22 protein-coding genes are annotated in these 22879 nt (G+C 55.6%); 10 read left to right on the top strand and 12 right to left on the bottom strand.

Annotation, left to right across the window (positions count from 1 at the left end; all coding sequences use genetic code 11):
- Positions 1-153: 153 nt before the first annotated feature.
- The 3 genes from ACU4F7_RS03780 to ACU4F7_RS03770 all read left to right on the top strand — a co-directional run bounded on the left by ACU4F7_RS03780 (position 154) and on the right by ACU4F7_RS03770 (position 3644).
- Positions 154-1107, top strand: coding sequence for a glycoside hydrolase family 43 protein (locus ACU4F7_RS03780; RefSeq protein WP_029591194.1), 954 nt, complete (start codon positions 154-156; stop codon positions 1105-1107).
- Between the two features lie 174 nt (positions 1108-1281).
- Positions 1282-2691 carry a glycoside-pentoside-hexuronide (GPH):cation symporter gene (locus ACU4F7_RS03775; RefSeq protein WP_029591195.1) on the top strand — a complete coding sequence of 470 codons (1410 nt, stop codon included), beginning with the start codon at positions 1282-1284 and terminating at the stop codon, positions 2689-2691.
- Positions 2688-3644, top strand: a complete 957-nt coding sequence (locus ACU4F7_RS03770; RefSeq protein ID WP_481638060.1) for a glycoside hydrolase family 43 protein — start codon at positions 2688-2690, stop codon at positions 3642-3644. Before ACU4F7_RS03775 ends, ACU4F7_RS03770 begins: the two co-directional genes overlap by 4 nt.
- Positions 3645-3656: 12 nt before the next feature.
- Here the strand turns inward: ACU4F7_RS03770 and ampE are convergent, their stop codons facing one another.
- Together ampE and ampD are read right to left on the bottom strand one after the other, a co-directional pair.
- Positions 3657-4511: a beta-lactamase regulator AmpE gene (ampE, locus tag ACU4F7_RS03765; protein WP_029591197.1), complete on the bottom strand. Its 855-nt coding sequence runs from the start codon at positions 4509-4511 to the stop codon at positions 3657-3659.
- Entirely contained in the window at positions 4508-5071 is a 564-nt protein-coding gene (gene ampD / locus ACU4F7_RS03760) for a 1,6-anhydro-N-acetylmuramyl-L-alanine amidase AmpD (protein ID WP_029591198.1), read from the bottom strand. Before ampD ends, ampE begins: the two co-directional genes overlap by 4 nt.
- An 87-nt stretch (positions 5072-5158) precedes the next feature.
- On the opposite strand from ampD, the gene nadC reads away from it, so the two are divergent.
- The 4 genes from nadC (at position 5159) to hofC (ending at position 9260) form a co-directional block, all read left to right on the top strand.
- Positions 5159-6049 (top strand): carboxylating nicotinate-nucleotide diphosphorylase, encoded by an 891-nt coding sequence (nadC, locus tag ACU4F7_RS03755; protein WP_029591199.1) that lies wholly within the window; start codon positions 5159-5161, stop codon positions 6047-6049.
- A 187-nt stretch (positions 6050-6236) separates the two neighbouring features.
- Positions 6237-6674, top strand: coding sequence for a prepilin peptidase-dependent pilin (ppdD, locus tag ACU4F7_RS03750; protein ID WP_024558275.1), 438 nt, complete (start codon positions 6237-6239; stop codon positions 6672-6674).
- Positions 6675-6685: 11 nt separating this feature from the next.
- Positions 6686-8068, top strand: a complete 1383-nt coding sequence (gene gspE / locus ACU4F7_RS03745; protein ID WP_481638059.1) for a type II secretion system protein GspE — start codon at positions 6686-6688, stop codon at positions 8066-8068.
- Positions 8061-9260 carry a protein transport protein HofC gene (gene hofC, locus ACU4F7_RS03740; protein WP_481638058.1) on the top strand — a complete coding sequence of 400 codons (1200 nt, stop codon included), beginning with the start codon at positions 8061-8063 and terminating at the stop codon, positions 9258-9260. Before gspE ends, hofC begins: the two co-directional genes overlap by 8 nt.
- 32 nt (positions 9261-9292) lie before the next feature.
- On the opposite strand, the gene ACU4F7_RS03735 is transcribed toward hofC, so the two are convergent.
- Positions 9293-10336: a GMP reductase gene (locus ACU4F7_RS03735; protein WP_029591202.1), complete on the bottom strand. Its 1044-nt coding sequence runs from the start codon at positions 10334-10336 to the stop codon at positions 9293-9295.
- Positions 10337-10612: 276 nt separating this feature from the next.
- Here ACU4F7_RS03735 and coaE point away from each other — a divergent pair, with 276 nt between their 5' ends.
- The 3 genes from coaE to yacG are packed head-to-tail and all read left to right on the top strand — an operon-like array spanning position 10613 to position 12189.
- Positions 10613-11233 (top strand): dephospho-CoA kinase, encoded by a 621-nt coding sequence (coaE, locus tag ACU4F7_RS03730; protein WP_029591203.1) that lies wholly within the window; start codon positions 10613-10615, stop codon positions 11231-11233.
- Positions 11233-11976, top strand: a complete 744-nt coding sequence (gene zapD, locus ACU4F7_RS03725; protein WP_029591204.1) for a cell division protein ZapD — start codon at positions 11233-11235, stop codon at positions 11974-11976. Before coaE ends, zapD begins: the two co-directional genes overlap by 1 nt.
- Positions 11977-11994: 18 nt before the next feature.
- A complete protein-coding gene (gene yacG, locus ACU4F7_RS03720) occupies positions 11995-12189 on the top strand; it encodes a DNA gyrase inhibitor YacG (protein WP_024558269.1) in 195 nt (64 codons plus the stop codon).
- On the opposite strand, the gene mutT is transcribed toward yacG, so the two are convergent.
- The 9 genes from mutT to murC all read right to left on the bottom strand — a co-directional run bounded on the left by mutT (position 12186) and on the right by murC (position 22873).
- Positions 12186-12578, bottom strand: coding sequence for an 8-oxo-dGTP diphosphatase MutT (gene mutT / locus ACU4F7_RS03715; RefSeq protein ID WP_029591205.1), 393 nt, complete (start codon positions 12576-12578; stop codon positions 12186-12188). The genes yacG and mutT overlap by 4 nt on opposite strands.
- 56 nt (positions 12579-12634) lie before the next feature.
- Positions 12635-15340 carry a preprotein translocase subunit SecA gene (gene secA, locus ACU4F7_RS03710; protein ID WP_481638057.1) on the bottom strand — a complete coding sequence of 902 codons (2706 nt, stop codon included), beginning with the start codon at positions 15338-15340 and terminating at the stop codon, positions 12635-12637.
- 55 nt (positions 15341-15395) lie between these two features.
- A complete protein-coding gene (gene secM, locus ACU4F7_RS03705) occupies positions 15396-15905 on the bottom strand; it encodes a secA translation cis-regulator SecM (RefSeq protein WP_481638056.1) in 510 nt (169 codons plus the stop codon).
- A gap of 260 nt (positions 15906-16165) precedes the next feature.
- Positions 16166-17083, bottom strand: a complete 918-nt coding sequence (gene lpxC, locus ACU4F7_RS03700; RefSeq protein WP_029591208.1) for a UDP-3-O-acyl-N-acetylglucosamine deacetylase — start codon at positions 17081-17083, stop codon at positions 16166-16168.
- Between the two features lie 101 nt (positions 17084-17184).
- Positions 17185-18336, bottom strand: a complete 1152-nt coding sequence (gene ftsZ / locus ACU4F7_RS03695; RefSeq protein ID WP_024558264.1) for a cell division protein FtsZ — start codon at positions 18334-18336, stop codon at positions 17185-17187.
- Positions 18337-18399: 63 nt separating this feature from the next.
- A complete protein-coding gene (gene ftsA / locus ACU4F7_RS03690; protein WP_024558263.1) occupies positions 18400-19656 on the bottom strand; it encodes a cell division protein FtsA in 1257 nt (418 codons plus the stop codon).
- Positions 19653-20483, bottom strand: coding sequence for a cell division protein FtsQ (ftsQ, locus tag ACU4F7_RS03685; RefSeq protein ID WP_024558262.1), 831 nt, complete (start codon positions 20481-20483; stop codon positions 19653-19655). Before ftsQ ends, ftsA begins: the two co-directional genes overlap by 4 nt.
- Before the next feature lies 1 nt (position 20484).
- Positions 20485-21405 (bottom strand): D-alanine--D-alanine ligase, encoded by a 921-nt coding sequence (locus tag ACU4F7_RS03680; protein WP_024560674.1) that lies wholly within the window; start codon positions 21403-21405, stop codon positions 20485-20487.
- Complete coding sequence (gene murC, locus ACU4F7_RS03675; RefSeq protein ID WP_481638055.1) at positions 21398-22873, bottom strand: UDP-N-acetylmuramate--L-alanine ligase; 1476 nt, start codon at positions 22871-22873, stop codon at positions 21398-21400. The genes ACU4F7_RS03680 and murC overlap by 8 nt, the downstream gene beginning before the upstream one ends.
- Between the last annotated feature and the right edge of the window lie 6 nt (positions 22874-22879).

Below are 22879 nucleotides of genomic sequence, written 5' to 3'. Positions count from 1 at the left end.
GCCAATCCCCTGTTTATGTTCACGAATAAAGCCACCGATAGCGTAACCCTGCGCCGCGACTGCTTTCTCAGCACAGAATCGTCTTCTGGAGCCGCGCAGAGCCAGTGATTTAACGCACACTTATACAGGTTGAGTACAGTAAGAGGAGGCCGCATGAATGATTCCCCCTGGCCGAACCCGCTTGTGCGTTATCGCTCGGATCCTTCCGTACTGCTGCATGGCGGTCAGTACTACTTCGCGTCGTCGGTCATGGAATATGACCGGCTGGAGCTGCGCCGCGCCCCCTCGCTTGAGGGGCTTAATACGGCGAAACCTGTGGTGGTCTGGCGTAAGCCCGATAGCGGCCCGATGAGCCTGCTTATCTGGGCGCCGGAGCTGCATAATATTCAGGACAAGTGGTATCTCTACTTCTCCGCCACCCCAACGCATGAAATGGAGGGCAACACGTTGCAACATCGCATGTTTGTGCTGGAGTGCAGCGACCCGGACCCGCTTACCGGCAAATGGATAGAAAAAGGGCAGATTAAAACGGCGCTGGATACCTTTTCGCTGGATTCCACCGTTTTCGTGCTTAAAGGCAAGCTGTGGTATGCATGGTCGCAAAAGACGCCCAATATTGAGAGCAACTCCAATATCTACCTGAGTGAAATGGCAAACCCGTGGACGCTGAAAGGCAAGGCGGTGCTGCTGAGCAAGCCCGAATATGAATGGGAAAAACAGGGCTATCCGGTTAACGAAGCGCCCGCGGCAGTGACGCATGGCAACCGCATTTTTATCAGCTATTCCGCCAGCGCGACAGATAAGCACTACTGCTTAGGCCTGCTCTGGGCGGATATCTCTGACGATCTGCTTAACGCCGAAAGCTGGCATAAATCGCCCGACCCGGTCTTTATGACTCACATTGAAAACCAGCAGTACGGTCCTGGTCATAATAGCTTTACTAAAACGCCGGACGGCCAGGATGTGCTGGTTTATCATGCGCGCATGAGTACGGAAGGCGAAGGCGACCCTGCGTATTGCCCGTGCCGCCATACCCGGGCGAAGATTTTTCACTGGGATGACAACGGTATGCCGCAGTTTGGCGTCCCGCCGCCGGATCACCCCTGATGATTAACCTCTGAGCGCGTCCCGGCCTGTTTCCACTGCCGGGCCGCTTTGTTATCTGCTTCACAGTTTGGCTTCGATAGCCCGATTATCCATCTCTGCGCCTTATTACTGCTGAGCACTTTTCTCTCATCGGACCAATACTCCTGTCCATAATTATTCAATGGAGTCACGTCGATGAATAACAACAAGCTGTCGGTAAAAGAAAAAATCGGCTATGGAATGGGCGATGCCGGATGCAATATCATCTTTGGCGCCATCATGCTGTTTGTTAACTATTTTTATACGGACATTTTTGGCCTGGCGCCGGCGCTGGTGGGCGTTTTACTGCTCTCTATCCGCGTAGTCGACGCGGTAACCGACCCCATTATGGGCGCGATTGCGGACCGAACCCGCAGCCGGTTTGGCCGGTTTCGTCCATGGCTGCTGTGGATTGCCGTCCCTTATGCTCTCTTCAGCGTGCTGATGTTTACTACCCCGGAATGGAGCTATAGCAGCAAGGTTGTCTATGCCTTTGTCACCTACTTCCTGCTTTCGCTGACCTACACGGCGATCAACATCCCCTACTGCTCGCTCGGCAGCGTCATCACCAATGACCCGCAGGAGCGCGTCGCCTGCCAGTCTTATCGCTTTGTTATGGTAGGCATCGCCACGCTGCTGCTTTCGCTGACGCTGCTGCCGATGGCCGACTGGTTCGGCGGCGGCAATAAAGCGAAGGGCTACCAGATGGCGATGACCGTGCTGGCCCTGATTGGCATGTGCATGTTCCTGTTCAGTTTCGCCACGGTGCGCGAGCGTATTCGCCCGGCGGTGCCGAGCAATGACGACCTCAAAGCGGACATGAAAGATATCTGGAAAAACGACCAGTGGGTGCGCATTCTGCTGCTGACCCTCTGCAACGTCTGCCCGGGCTTTATCCGCATGGCCGCCACCATGTATTACGTCACCTGGGTGATGGGCCAGAGCACCAGCTTCGCCACGCTGTTTATCAGTCTTGGCGTGGTGGGCATGATGATCGGCAGCATGCTGGCGAAAGTGCTCACCGACCGCTGGTGCAAGCTTAAGGTCTTCTTCTGGATTAACGTCGCGCTCGCTATTTTCTCGGTGGGCTTTTACTTCCTGAATCCGCATGCCACCGCGCTCATCGTGACGATGTATTTCCTGCTGAACGTGCTGCATCAAATCCCTTCCCCGCTGCACTGGTCGCTGATGGCGGATGTGGATGACTATGGCGAGTGGAAAACCGGCAAGCGCATCACCGGCATTAGCTTTTCCGGCAATATCTTTTTCCTGAAGGTTGGGCTGGCGATAGCGGGCGCGATGGTTGGCTTTCTGCTCTCCTGGTATGGCTACGACGCTGGCGCGAAACAGCAAAGCGCAACGGCTATCAACGGCATTATGCTGCTCTTCACCGTAATCCCGGGCGTGGGTTACCTCATTACCGCTGGCGTGGTTCGTCTGCTGAAAGTGGATCGCGACCTGATGAAAACGATTCAGGCCGATCTTGAGAAACGCCGCGTTAACTACCATGAGCTGAGCCATTATCAGGACATCAAGACCGCCGACACAGTAAGGAAAGCGTTATGACCATTTCTGCCTGGCCGAACCCTTTTATTGAGCAGCGCGCCGACCCGTTTATTCTGCGCCACAGCGGCGTTTATTACTTCATCGCCTCGGTGCCGGAATATGACCGTCTGGAAATTCGCCGCTCCGCCACCCTTGCAGGGCTGCGCCACGCAACCCCGGTCGTGGTCTGGCGCAAGCCGGAGCGCGGCCCGATGAGCGAACTCATCTGGGCGCCGGAGCTGCACTTTATTCAGGGCAAGTGGTACATCTATTACGCCGCCGCGCCTACCAAAGCGCTCGATCATCTCAATATGTTCCAGCACCGCATGTTCGCGCTGGAATGCGCCGACGCCGATCCGCTCACCGGCGCCTGGGAGGAGAAAGGCCAGATAAAAACGCAGTTTGATACTTTCGCGCTGGACGCCACCACTTTCGAGCATCAGGGCAAGCGCTGGTATTTATGGGCGCAGAAAGCGCCCGACATACCCGGCAACTCGAACATTTATCTTTGCGAGATGGCAAATCCGTGGACGCTCAAAGGCGAGCCGGTGATGTTAAGCAAGCCGGAGTTCGACTGGGAGTGCCGGGGCTTTATGGTCAACGAGGGGCCTGCGGTGCTCAGACACGGCGAGCGTCTGTTTATTAGCTACTCCGCGAGCGCGACCGATGAGAACTACTGCATGGGGCTGTTGTGGATAGACCTGGCGGCGGAGATAACCAACCCGCATAACTGGCGTAAATCGCCGCAGCCGGTTTTTACCACCAGCTACGAAAACCGGCAGTACGGACCAGGGCATAACAGCTTTACCACGACGGAGGAGGGGCAGGATGTGCTGGTCTATCACGCCCGCAACTACACGGAAATAGAAGGCGACCCGCTCTATGACCCGAACCGCCATACCCGGCTGAAACTCATCAGCTGGAATGAAGAAGGGATGCCGCAATTTGGCATCCCTCCCGCCGATCGTCCCTGACAGCGCGGCACGCTACACCAGCGTGCCGTAAATCGTCAGCAGCGCCACGATAACCACTATCACCAGCGACGCTTTCTTCGCCATCGAGACGGCCGCTTTAGGCGTCTCGATTTTATCGAGATGCGGTTCACGGGCGAGAGAATACTGCGCCAACTGCGTCAACACCTGATACTGCGAAGAGTGGCGATCGCCAAGCGATGAGAACCAGGCGGGCAACGCCTTCTCGCCGTGTCCCAGCAGAGCGTAAACCACCCCGACAAGCCTTACCGGCACCCAGTCGAGCACATGCAGAATCGCGTCGATGCCGGAGTGCAGTCGCTGGCGCGGCGAATGATGACGCGCAAGCCAGGTCTGCCAGGCGCGCAGAAAGGCATAGCCCATCAGCGTGACCGGACCCCATGGGCCGCCCACGACAAACCAGAATAGCGGCGCCAGATAAAAACGGTAGTTAATCCACAGCAGCGCGTTTTGCAGCTCGCGCAAGTATTCGCGCTCGTCACAATCCGGCGGCACGCCGTGAATAAGCGTTAACTCATAGGCCATGTTCTCGCGGGCATGAGCGTCATCCCGGCTGGCGGCCTTCAGGTACGCATGATAATGCAGGCGCACCTGACCTGCGCCGATGCAGAGCAGTCCCAGCAGGATCCAGAACACCAGCAGCGGCACATTAAAAAAGATCCCCTGCAGCGCGCGAACGCAAAGAAAGACGACCAGCATCGCCAGTATCGTCATACCAAGCGTGCGAACCAGCGAAAAGTGGCGCAGGCGACGAAACAGCGCTTCGAGACGGTGGTCAAGCTGCCAGTGCTCGCCAAGCTTAAACAGGCGTTCAGCAAACAGCACCAGCAGCAGCGTAAATAACGTCATCTCATCTCCTTTTCCACCTGACCGGCCAATGCCTCGCGAAAACGCGTCCAGTCAAACGCCGGGCCGGGGTCGGTTTTGCGCGCCGGGGCAATATCGCTATGGCCTGTAATATTAGCGGCAATCTGCGGGTAAAGCGGGATAAGCGCACGGGTAATGGCAACCAGTTGTCGATACTGCTCATCGGTATAGGGCAGCGTATCGGTGCCTTCCAGCTCAATGCCGATGGAAAAATCGTTGCAGCGTTCGCGGCCTTGATAGGTAGAAACGCCCGCATGCCATGCGCGTTTATCAAAAGGAACATACTGCACGATTTCACCGTCGCGACGAATCAGACAGTGGGCGGAAACGCGCAGATGGGCGATGCCGGCAAAGTAAGGGTGCGCATCAGGGTCGAGCGTGCCGGCGAACAGCGCGTCTATCCATGGGCCGCCAAACTCCCCGGGCGGCAGGCTGATATTGTGCACCACCAGCAATGAAGGGGTCTCTTCCTCAGGTCGGCAGTCATGATGCGGCGAAGGCTCCCGCCTTGCCCCCTCCAGCCAGCCATCTCTCAGCTGCATGTAAGATTCTCCTTAATATGGTACTGAAAGTCGCTTCAGAGTAGCATGTTTCACTCTGATGATTAGCCACCAATCTGGAGTTTTATCATGCCGCCTCGCCGCTACAACCCCGACCACCGACGTGACGCGCTACTGGAACGAATCAACCTTGATATCCCGCAAACAGTGGCCCTGGCGCTACGAGAAGACCTGGGCGGCGACATTAACGCCGACAACGATATTACCGCGCAATTGTTGCCGTCAGAGAGTCGCTCTCATGCGGTTGTCATCACGCGCGAAGAGGGCGTGTTTTGCGGCAAACGTTGGGTGGAAGAGGTTTTTATCCAGCTCGGCGGCAATGTAAAGGTAACCTGGCATGTGGAAGATGGCGCCCAGGTGAAAGCGGATCAGCCGCTGTTTGAACTCGAAGGCCCGGCCCGCGTGCTGCTTACCGGCGAGCGCACCGCGCTTAACTTCGTCCAGACGCTTTCCGGCGTTGCAAGCCAGGTACGCGAGTATGTCGCTTTGCTTGCCGGGACAAAAACCCAGCTGCTGGATACCCGCAAAACCATACCCGGCCTGCGTACCGCATTGAAATACGCCGTGCTGTGCGGCGGCGGCAACAACCATCGTCTGGGCCTCTCTGATGCGTTCCTGATAAAAGAGAACCATATCATCGCCTCCGGCTCGGTACGTCAGGCGGTTGAAAAAGCGTTCTGGCTGCACCCGGATGTGCCGGTTGAAGTGGAAGTGGAGACGCTGGAGGAGCTGGACGAAGCGCTGAAAGCGGGCGCCGATATCATCATGCTGGATAACTTCACGGTCGCACAGATGCGTGAGGCGGTAAGCCGTACCGCAGGCCAGGCACGGCTGGAAGTTTCCGGCAACGTCACGTCACAAACGCTGCGCGAATTTGCTGAAACCGGCGTTGATTATATCTCGGTCGGCGCGCTGACGAAGCACATCCGCGCGCTCGATCTCTCTATGCGTTTTCGCTAACTGCCCCGCTTCAGGATGGGCTATCCGCCCATCCTTCTCTCTACTTTGCGAGCCTGCTCGTAAAACCGTTTCGTTCCATTGCAAGCGATTAAAACAGGCTGGAATCATCCTTCCTGAAACCACTTTTGCCACTCGTCTATTACCGCCTCTCTTGTCACAGTATCGCCACTGACAACAAGGAGGAACCATGGAAAAACAAAGAGGTTTTACGCTCATCGAACTGATGGTGGTCATCGGCATCATCGCTATTCTTAGCGCCATTGGCGTGCCCGCTTACCAGAACTACCTGCGTAAAGCGGCGCTGACGGATGTGCTGCAAACCATCACGCCTTACCGCACCGCCGTGGAGCTTTGCGCTATCGATCGTGGCGGCGTCAGTAGCTGCGACGCGGGCAGCAACGCCATTCCGGCGGTCAAAACCACACGCTACATTTCAGAGATGAGCGTGGCGGCGGGCGTCATCGCTATTACGGGCCAGGAAAGCCTGAACGGCTTAACGCTGACGTTGACGCCTAAATGGAACAATAACAACGGCATGGAGTCATGGCAGAGAAATTGCTCCGTGACTGGCGGCGGCGCCCTGCAGCAGGCCTGTGAAGATGTGTTCCGCTTTGACGGGAAATAAGGCAGGCCGATATGAATCAGGATGCATTGAACCGCTTGTGCCAGCGCTACAACGCGCTGGTGTTGGCGGTAGACGAAACGGCGATTTACATCGCCGTAGTCGGTAGCCCGGCGCAGGAGCTAATGGAAGCGTTGCGCTTCGCCACGCAAAAGCATATCGACATCGAATGCTGGTCTGCCGAACGGTTTGAAAAGCAGCAACGGCTCGAAACGCCTTCCGGCTCAAGCCTGCTTACGCAGGAAAGCGGCAGCGCGACGGAGCGGGTCAACCATATTCTGCAACAGGCGCTTTCACAACGCGCCTCCGACATTCATATCGAGCCTGGCGAAACCGCCTGCCGTGTACGGCTGCGTATTGATGGCGTGTTGCAATCCCTTACGCCGCTGTCTGTGGAAACGGGCCTGACTTTAACGGCTCGTCTTAAGGTGCTCGGCAAGCTGGATATCGCCGAGCGTCGTCTGCCGCAGGATGGTCAGTTCACCATTGAGCTTGAAGGTAAGAACGTCTCGTTTCGCCTTTCCACCCTGCCCTCCCGACACGGTGAAAAAGCAGTGCTTCGCGTACTGCAACAGACGGAGCAGGCGCTGGAAGTAGAGGCGCTTGGCATGTCGGCGCAGCAGCAAGCCTGCTTTTCACAGGCGCTAAACTGTCCGCAGGGTTTGATACTGGTCACCGGCCCCACGGGAAGCGGAAAAACCGTTACGCTTTACAGCGCCCTTGGCGCGTTGAATAACCCACAGGTCAACCTTTGCAGCGTGGAAGATCCGGTGGAGATCCCTCTGCCGGGCCTCAATCAGACGCAAATCAATCCCAAAGCCGGGCTGACTTTTCAGCGCGTTTTGCGTGCGCTGCTGCGTCAGGACCCCGACATCATCATGATTGGTGAAATCCGTGACGGCGAAACGGCGGAAATCGCTATTAAAGCGGCGCAGACGGGCCATCTGGTGCTTTCGACGCTACACACTAACTCCACGTCGGATACGCTCGTCAGGCTGGAGCAGATGGGCGTGCCGCGCTGGATGTTAACCTCCGCACTTCAACTGGTTATCGCCCAGCGGTTGGTAAGAAAATTATGTCCTTGCTGTCGCAGCGCCCTGCCAGAGCCGCTGCGTTTACCAGCCAATCTTTTTCCTCGTCCCCTGCCTCAATGGCAAGCTAACGGTTGCGAACGCTGCTACAGCGGTTTTTACGGGCGGCTCGCGCTGTTTGAACTGCTGCCGGTAAACGCTGCGCTTCGTCAGGCAATGCTGGAGGGGTTACCTGCGCGGGAAATCGAAACGCTGGCCCGTCAACAGGGAATGGTTTCACTGTTCGAAAGCGGATGTCTCGCTGTTGAAGAGGGGCTGACAACCATCGAAGAGATTTACCGGGTGCTGGGTTTCCCGGATGGCTAATCAACTCTGGCGCTGGCAAGGGCTAAACACCCAGGGAGAACGCCTGAGCGGCCAGCTCTGGGCAAGCGACCGCCCTCATGCCTTGCTGTACCTCAGCGAGGCCGGGTTGCATCCGCTTTCGTTACGCAAGGCCGCGGTAAATAAACGTCTTTGGCGGGGTACGCACAGTCTGCCGGTTATTCGCCAACTGGCAACGCTGCTACAGGCAGGCGTTTCTCTTACCGATGGATTAGCGTTGCTTGCCCGACAGCAAAGTTCCGTTCAATGGCGCGCGTTGCTGGAACAGATTGCTGGCGAAGTCCATCGCGGCGTAACGCTCTCTCAGGCGATGTCGGCATGGCCGGACGTGTTCACGCCGCTGGCAGTCGCTTTGGTTCAAACCGGCGAGATGACAGGTAAGCTGGATATTTGCTGCGAGAAGCTGGCAAACCAACAGGAAGAGCAGCAGCACCTTCGCCAGTTAGTCGGCAAGGCGCTGCGCTATCCGGTGATTATCCTCATTATGGCGCTGGCGATGACGCTGGGCATGGCGGGGTTTGTACTGCCGCAATTCGCGGCGATTTACGCCTCTTTTTCAACGCCATTGCCCTGGATAACGCGTGCGGTTATCGCGTTTTCTCAGGGGCTTACGCGCTATGCTCCGGTATGGATAAGCGTAGGAGCGCTTTGCGTCGCCGCTATCATATTTTTTCGCAAACGTCCCGCCTGGCGGCTGGCTGAAGAAAAGATGGGGCTTAAGCTGCCGCTGTTCGGTCTGTTGTTGCGTGGCCAGAAACTCAGCCAGATTTATACCGTGCTGACGATGACGCAGCAGTCGGGCATCCCCCTGCTGCAGGGGTTAACCTCGGTTGAAATGACGCTCTCCTCTCCTTTCTGGCAGGCAGCGGTCGCGCGGATCCGCATGAAGATAGCGCAAGGGTTGCCTTTCTGTCAGGCGATAGAAGACGAAGCCGGGTTCAGCACGTTGTGTATGCAGATGATACGGACAGGCGAAGAGACCGGCGCGCTGGACAGCATGCTGGCGCGTCTTGCGCAATGGCATACTCACCAAACGCAGCAGCGAGCGGAAACGCTGGCGACCTCGCTTGAACCTATCATGATGATTGTGATTGGGCTGATTATAGGTACGCTGGTGATTGCGATGTACCTGCCGCTATTTAACCTGGGCGACGCCATGAGCGGCGTGCGATAAACCGGCGCAGAGGCTGCGCCGGTTTGGGAACATCACAGCATGTTGAAAACGCGGTTTTCCTGTTCCTGAACGCGGATAAAAGTGGTGCGTTTGGTCAGTTCTTTCAGACGGGAAGCGCCGACGTAAGTGCAGGCGGAACGCAGCCCGCCCATAATATCGCGAGCGGTATTTTCTACCGGGCCGCGCAGCGGGAGCTTCACCGTTTTGCCCTCTGCCGCGCGGTATTGCGCAACGCCGCCCACATGGCGGTTCATTGCAGACTCGGAACTCATCCCGTAGAACAGCATGAATTTCTCGCCATCCTCTTCAACCACGGTGCCGCCGCTCTCATCGTGGCCCGCCAGCATGCCGCCCAGCATAACGAAATCCGCGCCGCCGCCAAACGCCTTCGCTACATCGCCCGGCACGGTGCAGCCGCCATCGCTGATAATACGCCCGCCCAGACCGTGCGCGGCGTCAGCGCATTCGATAACCGCAGAAAGTTGCGGATAGCCGACGCCGGTTTTCACTCGCGTGGTGCAAACCGAGCCCGGACCGATGCCCACTTTAACGATATCCGCGCCTGCGAGAATAAGTTCTTCACACATCTCGCCAGTCACTACGTTGCCCGCGATAATCGCTTTGTCCGGCCAGGCTTCACGCGCTTTACTGACGAATTGCACGAAATGCTCGGAATAGCCGTTCGCTACATCGATACAGATAAATTTCAGCAATGGAGAAAGCGCCAGGATCTCTTTGGTTTTATTAAAATCGGCGTCAGAAGTGCCAGTAGAAACGATCACGTGCTGCAACACGGTTTCCGGCACGGCGTTAAGGAATTCCTGCCACTCCTGCACGCTATAGTGCTTATGTACAGCGGTCAGAATATCGAATGCCGCCAGCGCTTTTGCCATATCAAAGGTGCCGACGGTATCCATGTTAGCGGCGATAATGGGTACACCGGACCACTGAACGCCAGACTGTTTGAATGTAAATTGACGAGCAAGCTCGACTTCGGAGCGGCTTTTGAGGGTAGAGCGTTTAGGGCGGATAAGAACGTCTTTAAAACCTAACTTCAGATCTTCTTCAATACGCATGAGCGGATTCCTGGTAATGGCGATGAACGCGTGAACGTAAGCGTAAGCGGCGGAACAACTGCCAACTCCAGTGACGCTATCATACGCACTAATAATGGGCCCGCAAGACTGCGAAAGCGCTCTTTTTTACGCTACAATCCTATAAATTTACCTTGTGGAGAGAAAAGCGGTTTCATCAGATTCGCTTTTTCTTTCCCGGTGGCGGGCCAGGCGTGACAAAGCGAAAAAATCTGCCCGCTAAGCTTTTGTTTTTATAACATTCTGGATGATGGCGTTATGGGTTATACGGTCGCGTTGACGGGGGGAATTGGTAGTGGAAAAAGTACTGTCGCCGATGCCTTTTCCCGTTTAGGCGTTACTGTTATCGATGCAGATATTATTGCCCGACAGGTTGTGGAACCCGGGCAGCCCGCCCTTGAGGCTATCGCCACGCATTTTGGTCAATCTATTCTCCATCCCGATGGCACTCTTAATCGTCGCGCGCTCAGGGAAAGGATCTTTGCGAAGCCCGAAGAAAAAGCCTGGCTCAACGCGCTGCTTCACCCGTTGATTCAACAGCAAACGCGTACAGAAATCGCGCAGGCTGCCTCGCCTTATGTGCTGTGGGTAGTGCCGCTGCTGGTTGAGAATCAGCTTCATAAGCGGGCCGACCGTGTGCTGGTGGTCGACGTAACGCCCGAAACGCAGATCCAGCGAACCATGTTGCGGGACAATGTTTCACGCGAGCATGCAGAGCAGATCCTCGCCGCGCAGACGACGCGCGAAGCGCGCTTAACCATTGCGGATGATGTGATTAATAATAACGGCGCGCCAGATGCCCTTGCCGCAGACGTGGAACGTCTGCACCAGCGCTATCAGCATCTGGCGGCGCAGGCAGCACAACAGGAAAACAGGTAATGCATACCCAGGTTCTTTTTGAACATCCCCTTAATGAAAAAATGCGCACCTGGTTGCGTATTGAATTTCTGATCCAGCAAATGAAATCCCATTTGCCTGTCAGCGATCATGCGTCAGCGCTTCACTTTTTTCGCAATGTAGGCGATCTGCTGGATGTTTTTGAGCGCGGCGATATTCGCGCAGAATTGCACAAAGAATTTGAACGTCAGCAGCGCAAACTGCAAAGCTGGGCGGAAGTGCCGGGTGTTGATAACGATCGCATCACGCAGTTGCGTCAGGAGCTTAAGCAACGCAGCGCCACGTTGATGGCCGCGCCGCGCCTGGGCCAGGCGCTGCGTGAAGACAAGCTCATCGCTCTGGTGCGCCAGCGTCTGAGCATTCCGGGCGGCTGTTGCAGCTTCGATTTGCCTACGCTGCATTTATGGCTCCATGTTCCGCAGGAGCAACGCGACCGCCTGGTCGACAGCTGGCTTGCAAGCCTGCAGCCGCTGACTCAGGCCCTGGACATGATACTGGATCTGATTCGCCACTCCGCGCCGTTTCGCAAACAGACCAGCCTCAACGGCTTTTACCAGGATAACGGTGAAGACGCCGATTTACTGCGCCTTCAATTGCAGTTGACCGATGCGCTTTATCCGCAGGTATCCGGCCATAAAAGCCGTTTTGCTATTCGCTTTATGCCGCTCGACAGTGAACATGGCCGCGTGCCGGAGCGGTTCGATTTTGAACTGGCTTGTTGCTAAGCAAGCCTGGAGTCAAGTATGTCTGATATTACCGTAGTTAACTGCCCCACCTGCGGGAAGCCTGTAGAGTGGAGCGAGAAAAACCCTTACCGCCCTTTCTGCTCTAAGCGTTGCCAGCTTATCGATCTTGGCGAATGGGCGGATGAAGAGAAGCGGATCCCAAGCAGCGGCGACCGCTCTGAAAGCGACGACTGGAGCGAACAGCAGCCTTAAGGCTGCTGACGCAGTTTAGTGATAACGGGCTCATTAGCGGGCGGGAACTCGTCGGCGATGAGCTCGCGTTGCGACACCCATCTTCCCGGCTGCCCTTCTTTGCCCCACGGCTCGCCTTCCCAGCTCTCCACCAGGAAAAACCACAAAGTGATGTGCCTGTCCGGAAACTGGTAGTCCAGCGAATCAAACAGCGTGGCGGAGGTAACCTTGATACCCGTTTCTTCGGCCAGCTCGCGCCTCAGCGCTTGTTCGGGGCTCTCGCCTTCTTCTACTTTACCGCCGGGAAATTCCCATTTATTCGCCATATGAGCGTCAGCGGCGCGACGCGTAATAAAGATTTCTCCCTGGCGATTACGAATAATACCTGTTGCGATAGTCAGTCTTTTCATTTGTTTTACCCGTAAAAAAAGGCGCAGCACGCTGCGCCTTTTTGTTTCTGGGTGCCTTAGCTCAGACGGCCATGGCACTGCTTATATTTTTTTCCGGAACCGCAAGGGCAAGGGTCGTTACGGCCCACTTTGCGCTCGCCAGTTTGCTCGGCGATAGCCGCCGCAGCGGCAGACTGATCGTCCTGATGGCTAAGCTGCTGCATCTGCGCCAGACGCTCCGCCTCCAGGCGACGCTGCTGCTCCATCTCTTCCACTTCTTCCGGCATGCGCACCTGAACTTTGCTGAGCGTGCTGATCACTTCATATTTCAGTGATTCCAGCATCGAGGCGAACATAGCGAAAGACTCACGCTTATACTCCTGCTTCGGATCTTTCTGCGCATAGCCGCGCAGATGAATACCCTGACGCAGGTAGTCCATCGCCGCCAGATGCTCTTTCCACAGCGAGTCAAGCGTCTGCAACATTACGCCTTTTTCGAAGTTGCGCATCATTTCTGCGCCTACTACTTCTTCCTTGCGCTTGTAAACGTCAATAGCGGTATCCAGAATGCGCTGGCGCAGCGTCTCTTCATGCAGATCCGGTTCTTTATCCAGCCAGTCCGCAATCGGCAATTCAAGATCAAAATCGTTTTTCAGGCGCTCCTGCAGGCCAGGGATATCCCACATCTCTTCCAGAGACTGCGGCGGAATATGCGCGTCGATTGTGGTTTTGAAGACATCTTCGCGGATGCTGTTAACGGTGTCGCTAATATCCGCCACGTCCAGCAACTCGTTACGCTGCGTATAGATAGCGCGACGCTGGTCGTTGGCTACATCATCATATTCCAGCAGTTGCTTACGGATATCGAAGTTGCGGCTCTCGACCTTACGCTGTGCGTTGGCAATAGCTTTGGTCACCCATGGATGCTCGATAGCCTCGCCCGGCTTCATGCCCAGTTTACGCATCATGTTAGAAACGCGATCGGATGCAAAAATACGCATCAGCGCATCTTCCATAGAGAGGTAGAAGCGAGAGGAACCGGCATCGCCCTGACGACCGGAACGGCCGCGCAGCTGGTTATCGATACGGCGGGATTCATGACGCTCGGTACCAATAATATGCAGGCCACCGGCAGCCAGTACGTCATCATGACGCTTTTGCCAGTCCGCCTTAATCTGGGAGATTTGCTCCGGCGTCGGATTCTCCAGTTCAGCGATTTCCGCCTGCCAGCTGCCGCCCAGCATGATATCGGTACCACGGCCCGCCATGTTGGTAGCAATGGTCACCGTACCCGGATAACCAGCTTGCGCCACGATATCTGCTTCGCGCGCATGGAACTTGGCGTTCAGCACGTTGTGCTGGATACCCGCTTTGGTCAGCTCCTGCGATACCAGCTCTGATTTTTCAATCGAGATGGTACCAACCAGCACCGGCTGGCCTTTAGCGGTACGCTCTTTGATATCTTCGATAATCGCCGCGATTTTCTCCGCTTCGGTCATATAAACCAGGTCCGGCAGATCCTTACGGATCATCGGGCGGTTGGTTGGCACCACGACGGTATCCAGCTTGTAGATTGAACTGAATTCAAAGGCTTCGGTATCTGCTGTACCGGTCATCCCTGCCAGCTTCTCATAAAGACGGAAATAGTTCTGGAAAGTGATAGAGGCCAGCGTCTGGTTTTCGTTCTGGATTTGCACGCCTTCTTTGGCTTCAACGGCCTGGTGCAGACCATCAGACCAGCGGCGACCTTGCATGGTACGCCCGGTGTGCTCGTCAACGATGATAACTTCGCCATCTTTAACGATATAATCCACATCGCGGGTAAAGAGCGCATGAGCGCGCAGCGCAGCGGTAACATGATGCATCAGCATGATGTTGGCAGGAGAATAGAGCGACTCGCCCTCTTCCATGATGCCTTCGTTAACCAAAAGTTCTTCCACCAGCACCAGGCCGCGCTCGGTCAGGTTAACCTGCCGCGCTTTCTCATCAACTGAGAAATGGCCCTCGCCCTGGAACGTATCAGAATCTTCTTTTTCCTGGCGCACCAGATGAGGAATAATTTTGTTAACTTTCTTATAAAGCTCGGAGCTGTCTTCCGCCGGGCCGGAGATGATAAGCGGCGTACGCGCTTCGTCGATAAGGATGGAGTCCACCTCATCCACCAGCGCGTAGTGCAGTTTACGCTGTACGCGTTCTTCAGGGCTGAAAGCCATGTTGTCGCGCAGGTAATCGAAGCCGTATTCGTTGTTGGTGCCGTAAGTAATATCAGCAGCGTATGCTTCACGCTTCGCCGGCGCAGGCATGCCCGGCAGGTTGATGCCGACGGTCAGGCCAAGGAATTCAAAAAGCGGACGGTTATTTTCGGCGTCACGCTGGGCGAGATAATCGTTGACGGTGACAACGTGCACGCCTTTGCCGGTCAGGGCGTTCAGGTAAGCAGGCAGCGTTGCGGTCAGGGTTTTACCTTCACCGGTACGCATCTCCGCGATGCAGCGGTCATTCAGCACCATACCGCCCAGCAGCTGTACGTCAAAGTGGCGCATGCCGAAAACGCGCTTGCTGGCTTCACGGACTACGGCGAATGCTTCCGGCAACAGGTTCTCCAGCGCCTCGCCTTTCTCAAGGCGTGCGCGGAATTCAGCGGTTTTCCCTTTCAGCTCATCATCGGAGAGCTTCTCCAGCTCAGGCTCCATGCCGTTAATCAGGGTGACAGCTTTGCGCATGCGGCGCAAAGTACGGTCGTTACGACTGCCGAAAACTTTAGTTAATAATTTGATTAGCATAATAAAATCTCAAACGCCTTGCTTAGCGAAGTTAGTTAAATCAGGGGTAAACGTTTTAGCAAGGACGTTGTGGACCTGCGCGAATAGCCTGAACGCGACTTATCCAGTCCGTGATGCGAAAGACATTAACAGGTGGGTGAGGCAAAAAGGCATCAGGCTGCGCTTTGCCAGACGACAGATTCTCTTGCGTCAGCAAAACGCTGAGCGTATCAAGCAGCGCGAGATGTTGTACCTGAAGCGGCAGAGTCTCTTCTTTTGCCACAGAAGCAGCCTGCGGCGTCATGGCGAAAGAAAGGTGGCGAATAACCGTACGGATGGCGTGTTGGTGCCAGTAGTCCACGCTGAAGGAAGGACGACGGTTAGCGTCCTGCAATAGCGCCAGACTGTCTAAACGTATCGGATTAACGCGATTTAAATTACTCGTTGCTGCTTCCGCAGGCGCGCCGGGTTCCGCATTACTGGCTAACGCGGGCAGGCCAAGGCTTGCCGCGACCATCCCCAAAAGGAGATGCGGCCAAAAGTAACGCCTGCCTAATTTTCGCCAACACGTAAAAATTCCAGACACTTTATTCACCGGGGACAAGGCGTGGCCCTGTCGAAGTTCATAGAAACGAGCGCATAAATAGTAACATTAATCCCGCACAGCGGCAGCAGTATCGCAAGCGAAGCGGTCTAAAAACGAGCAGGAAAAAAGCAATTGAATGCCCAGAGGCAGAAATGAAAGGGGGAAAGCGAGAAAATTAATCGATAAAAACAGAAACGACTGGCAATTCAGGCCGGAGAGAGTACCTGAATCAACCAGTCGTTATCTTTAAACCGCCAGGATTATGCGAAAACCATAGAAGGCGCTTTGAATGCCAGCGGCAGTTCTGCTTCGTCTTCGAAGGTCACATATTCCCAGGCTTCCTGTTTAGCCAGGACTGCCTGCAGCAGTTTGTTATTCAGAGCATGGCCTGATTTGTAGGCGGTAAACGCGCCGATAATATTGTGACCGCACATAAACAGGTCGCCGATGGCGTCCAGCATTTTATGGCGCACAAACTCATCTTCAAAACGCAACCCGTCTTCATTCAGCACGCGGTAATCGTCGACGACAATCGCGCAATCAAAGCTGCCGCCCAGGCACAACCCACGAGACTGCAGATATTCGATATCGCGCATAAAGCCGAAGGTACGAGCGCGGCTGATCTGACGCATAAACGCTTCTGCAGAAAAATTCATGCAGTAACGCTGATTGCTCGCATCAATCGCTGGATGGTTGAAGTCAATGGTGAAATCCAGAGAGAAACCGTTAAACGGTTTGAACTCTGCCCATTTGTCGCCATCTTCGACGCGCACGGTCTCTTTGATACGAACGAATTTTTTAGCGGCGTTCAGTTCATCAATGCCAGCATCCAGCAGCAGATAAACAAATGGCGCGGCGCTACCGTCCATAATCGGGATTTCCGGCGCATCGACTTCAACAATAATATTGTCAATGCCAAGGCCCGCCAGCGCGGCGTTCAAATGCTCGACTGTCGAAATCCGCACGTCATGCTCATTCACCAGGCACGTACAGAGCATGGTATCACGCACAGATTTGGCATCGGCCGGGAAATCTACCGGGGGATTCAAGTCGGTGCGACGATAGATGACCCCGGTATTGGCCGGCGCAGGGCGTAGCGTCAGGGTGACTTTTTTGCCGGTATGCAAACCGACGCCAGTCGCCTGAACGATACGTTTAAGTGTCCTTTGTTTGATCATCGTATAATCTCGCCAAATTATTCACCTTACCGATAGTGTACATCACAACCGGCAGCGCATTTTAGCACAAAGAGCGGATAACCCCAACTTCCAGCTTATTCTTAGTCGGCTTGCTTACGCAAAAAGGCCGGAATATCCAGATAATCAGGCTCTTTCGCCGCCTGCGAAGTGGTGTCGTTTACCACTTTCGAAGCCGGTTTCTGCTCTTGCGTCAGCGGCGCCATGCCATGCTGCTGATAGCGATCCATCACTGGCTGCTGCGCTTGTTTGTTTGTCACCAGAGTGATTTCCGGACGCTTATCCATACCGATACCGGTCGCCACGACGGTAACACGCAGCTCGTCGTTCATATCCGGGTCAAGAGAAGTACCGATGACCACAGTAGCGTTATCAGAAGCGAAGGCGCGAATCGTGTTGCCCACCGTTTCGAACTCATCCAGACGCAAATCAAAGCCAGCGGTAATGTTGACCAGCACGCCGCGAGCGCCGGAGAGATCGATATCTTCCAGCAGCGGGCTGGAGATAGCCATTTCAGCCGCTTCTTCCGCACGGTCTTCACCACGCGCCACGCCAGAACCCATCATTGCGTAGCCCATTTCGGACATCACGGTGCGCACGTCTGCAAAGTCAACGTTCATCAGGCCCGGACGAGTAATCAGTTCGGCGATGCCCTGTACCGCGCCTTTTAGCACGTCATTCGCCGCGCCGAAGGCGTCCAGCAGAGAGATACCGCGACCCAGCACCTTCAACAGCTTATCGTTAGGAATGGTGATAAGCGAGTCGACATGCTTGGAGAGCTCAGCGATGCCCTGTTCGGCAAACGCCATGCGCTTTTTGCCTTCAAAGTTGAACGGCTTGGTGACAACCGCAACCGTCAGGATACCCAGATCTTTAGCAACTTCCGCGACGACTGGCGCCGCGCCTGTGCCTGTACCGCCGCCCATACCGGCTGCGATGAACACCATATCCGCCCCATCCAGCGCAGCGCGCAGCGCTTCGCGATCTTCTTCGGCAGCATTACGGCCCACTTCAGGGTTTGCGCCTGCGCCGAGACCTTTGGTGATGCCACCGCCGATCTGGATGGTCTGGCCCACAGCCGTTTTACGCAACGCCTGGGCATCGGTGTTCACAGCGAAGAATTCAACACCTTCGATGCGTTCGCGCACCATGTGTTCAACGGCATTACCACCGCCACCACCGACGCCGATGACTTTAATCACCGCGTCGTTGGTCAGTTCCATAGGTTCAAACATAATTTCTCTCCGTTTTGTGCCTGTCGCCTGAGACCGCTAATTTTGTCCGGTCTCTGAAAAAAATTAAAACTCTTTTCGCAGCCAACTGTTGATTCGCTTGATCCACGAACCCACCGAGGCGCGCTTTTCCACTTCCATCTCACCGCTCAGGTGGGTTTCTTTGCCGTAGTGCAGCAAACCCACCGCCGTGGAGTAATAAGGCTCCTGGGCATAGTCGGTAAGACCTGTAATATTCAATGGTTGCCCAATGCGCACTTGCGTATGGAATACGCGCTGCGCACAGGCAGCCAGGCCTTCAATTTGCGCCGCGCCACCCGTTAATACAATCCCCGCCGCCAAATGATGTTTCACACCCTGCTGGCGGAGCTGCTCCTGCAACTGCAGGATCTCTTCGTTAACGAGGTTAAGCAGCTCGGTATAACGCGGCTCAATCACTTCAGCCAGCGTCTGGCGTTGCAGGCTGCGCGGCGGTCGCCCGCCCACGCTTGGCACTTCAACGCTTTCATCTTTCCCCACCAGCGAACCTAACGCGCAGCCGTGACGAACTTTAATCGCTTCGGCGTCGCTCGGCGGGGTACCAAACGCATAGGCGATGTCGCTAGTGACGACATTCCCTGCGTAAGGGATAACTTTCGTATGGCGCAACGCGCCGCCAGTGTAGACAGCCATGTCCATTGTACCGCCACCAATGTCCACTACACAGACGCCCAGCTCACGTTCGTCTTCTGTTAAGACGGAATAGCTGGCGGCAAGACCGGCAAAAATGAGTTGGTCAACTTTAAGACCACAACGTTCCACGGCTTTAACAATGTTTTTCGCCATATCGTTGTGACATGTGATCAAGTGCACTTTTGCCTGCATGCGCACGCCGGATAACCCAACGGGGTTTTTAATCCCCTCCTGGTAATCAATAGCGTATTCCTGTGGAATCACATGCAATACGCGATGCTCATCACGAACACGAACCGATTTTGCGGTATGGACGACGTTTTCAACATCTTCCTGTGTAACTTCTTCTTCAGAAATTGGCACCATACCGATTTCGTTCTGGCAACTGATGTGCTTGCCGGACAGCGCCAGGTATACCGACGAAATCTGGCAGTCCGCCATCAGTTCGGCCTGGTCGATGGCGCGCTGTACACACTTCACCACCGATTCCAGGTCGTTAACGCCGCCTTTATCCATACCACGGGAAGGGCAGCTCCCTACGCCAATGATATTGACCATACCGTCGGGCAGAACTTCCCCTACTAAAGCGGCAACCTTTGCGGTACCGATCTCCAGTCCAACTACCAGTTTTCTGTCCGTCGCCTTGATCATTGTTGTTCTGCCTGTGCCTGATTCTGTTGCTGATTAGATTCCTCGATGGGGGCGGGCTCCCAGCCAACCGCCGCGCCAGAGTCATAACGCAGATCAACGTAACTTATCCGTTTCCCGTCGGCCTGCGCCTGCTGTTGTAAAACAGGGTAAAGTTCCACAAAGCGATCCAGCCGTTTCATCGTTTCGTCCCGGCCAAGGTTGAGCTTAATCCCGTTGGTCAGCGTCAACTGCCAGGAGCGCCGGGCGGTCATCGCCGCCTCTTTCAACGTAAAATTGCTCTTAGCCAATACCTGCCCCATCGCGCGAAAACCTTGTAAAACCTCGCTCTCGCTCCCTTCAGGGCCCGAAAGCATCGGCAAGTTTTGCTTGCTGGTGCGGTCCGACGGCACGCTAAAAGCGTTTCCGTCGGCATCTATCATATGCTGGTCATTCCAACGCGCTAAAGGCACATATTCAACCAGATGAATCTTCAATTCGTCAGGCCATTGCTTTCTTACGCTTGCTTGTTTGATCCAGGGCAAGCGCTCAATCTGACTCTGGATGATATTAACGTCCTGCGTCATAAACGTGCCGGGAGCGCCAAGCGCCAGAATTGACTGACGAATATCATCATTACGGGTGTAATGCCGCTCGCCAGTCACTACCAGCTTCGAGAGCGGCAGTCGCTGCGCGTCATCCATCCAGCCAAGCACCATCCAGCCGCCGAAAAACACGGTCAACAATACTGCCAGCAGGAAAATGATTCCTGCAAGACGCGTTCCATTATTCCGACGAGAGGACGCAATCTCTTCCTGGCGTGTACGCGTGTTCAGAGCAGCCTGAGACATATCAGTTCGCCAGCTCCAGAATACGCACCACCAGTTGCGAGAAGCTCATCCCCGCCTGACGCGCCGCCATCGGCACCAGACTATGGCTCGTCATTCCAGGGGCGGTGTTTACCTCCAGCAAATAAAACGCGCCGTCGCTGTCCAGCATGACGTCTACTCGCCCCCACCCTTCGCAGCCGAGGCTGTTCCAGGCTTGCATCACCAGCGCCTGTAACGCCGCCTCACGCTCTGCTTCAAGGCCGCTTGGGCAAAAATATTGTGTCTCATCAGAGAGATACTTCGCCTCATAATCATAGAAGACGCCAGCGGGTTGGATGCGGATCGAGGGAAGAATTGTTTCTCCCACAATAGCCACGGTAAATTCCGGGCCGCTCAACCACTTCTCGACTAACACTTCATCGTCATGTTCAAAGGCAAGCTGCAGCGCGTCTGACAGCGCCTGCGGCTTATCCACCTTCGACATGCCCACGCTGGACCCCTCACGGCTCGGCTTAACAATAACCGGCAACCCCAGCGCGGCAATTCGCGCCTCGGTCTGCGCGTCCAGTCCCTGGCTTACTTGCTGACGGGTTAACGCCACCCACGGCGCCACGGGCAGCCCGGCGCCTTGCCAGAGCAATTTGGTGCGCATTTTGTCCATCGTAATGGCCGAAGCCATCACGCCGCTGCCGGTATAGGGCAAGCCAAGAAACTCCAGCGTCCCCTGCAACGTACCGTCTTCGCCGCCGCGGCCATGCAGCGCGATAAACACTTTATCGAAGCCCTGAACCTTAAGCGTGGTGACAGGAACCTCACGCGTATCCACCGGATGCGCGTTGACGCCCGCTTCACGCAGGCCAGCCAGCACCGCAGCACCGGACTGTAAAGAGACCTCACGCTCAGCGGATGTTCCACCCAACAGAACGGCGATTTTCTCAGCCATGTTGCGTCTCCTCTTGCGCACGGGGTTGCAGCTTCGCTTCCGCCAGTTGACGGGCAATTTTCCCGATATTGCCTGCCCCTTGCACCAGAATCAAATCATTGCCCGACAGTACCGGCGCCAGCATTTCCGTTACCTGAGTCGGGTCAGAGACCAGAATCGGATCGACTTTGCCGCGAGCGCGAATGGTGCGGCACAGAGAACGGCTGTCCGCGCCGGGAATAGGCGCTTCACCTGCCGGATAAACGTCCAGCATCAACAGCACGTCAACCTGCGCCAGCACATTGGCGAAATCGTCATAGAGATCGCGCGTGCGGGTAAAACGGTGCGGCTGGAAAATCATGACCAGGTTTTTCTCCGGCCAGCCAGCGCGCGCCGCTTTGATAGTCGCTTCCACTTCAGTCGGATGATGACCGTAGTCATCCACCAGCATGGCGGTGCCCGCTTTGCCGTTCACCGTTTCCAGCGGATATTCGCCAAGGAAATCGAAGCGACGCCCGGTGCCCTGGAAACTTTCCAGCGCACGCAGAATAGCGTCATCTTCAATGCCCTCTTCCGTCGCTACCGCGACTGCCGCCGCCGCGTTCAGCGCGTTATGGCGGCCCGGCGCGTTAAGCGTCACGCGCAGTTCCGGTTTATCCTGGCGCACCAGCGTAAAGTGCCCCTGCGCGCCAGTCTGGCGGTACTCTTCAATGCGCACGTCAGCGTCATCGCTGAAACCGTAGGTCGTCGTCTGACGTCCAACGCGAGGCAGCAACTCACGGATAACCGGGTCATCCACACACATAACCGCACGTCCATAAAACGGCAGATTGTGCAAAAAGTTGATAAAGGTTTGCTTTAAATTTTCGAAGTCGCCCTGGTAGGTATCCATGTGATCGGCTTCGATGTTGGTAACAATCGCCACCATTGGCTGCAAATGCAGGAAGGAAGCGTCGCTTTCATCCGCTTCGGCAATCAGATAACGACTGTTGCCGAGACGAGCATGCGTACCCGCCGCTTTCACCAGGCCGCCGTTAACAAAGGTCGGGTCCAGGCCCGCCTCAGCGTAAATGCTGGACACCATCGCCGTGGTCGTGGTTTTGCCATGCGTACCCGCAACGGCGATGCCGTGACGAAAACGCATTAATTCCGCCAGCATTTCCGCACGGCGAATAACCGGGATGCGCGCTTCATGAGCGGCGACGATTTCCGGGTTATCCGCTGTAATCGCGCTGGAAACCACCACCACGCTTGCGTCGCGTACGTTTTCAGGGCGATGGTTGAAATAAATTGTCGCGCCAAGCGACGTCAACTGCTGCGTGACAGCGTTCGGCGCCAGATCGGAGCCGCTGATCTGGTAGCCTTCGTTGGCCAGCACTTCGGCAATGCCGCCCATACCGGCGCCGCCGATACCAACAAAGTGAATGTGCCGGACGCGACGCATCTCGGGCACGATAGAACGCAGTTTCGCCAGTTGTTGTGTATTCATTCTCTT

Source organism: Franconibacter pulveris (assembly GCF_056780215.1).
Note: the sequence above shows the minus strand (reverse complement) of the source record. Positions and strands in the feature narration are given on the sequence as shown.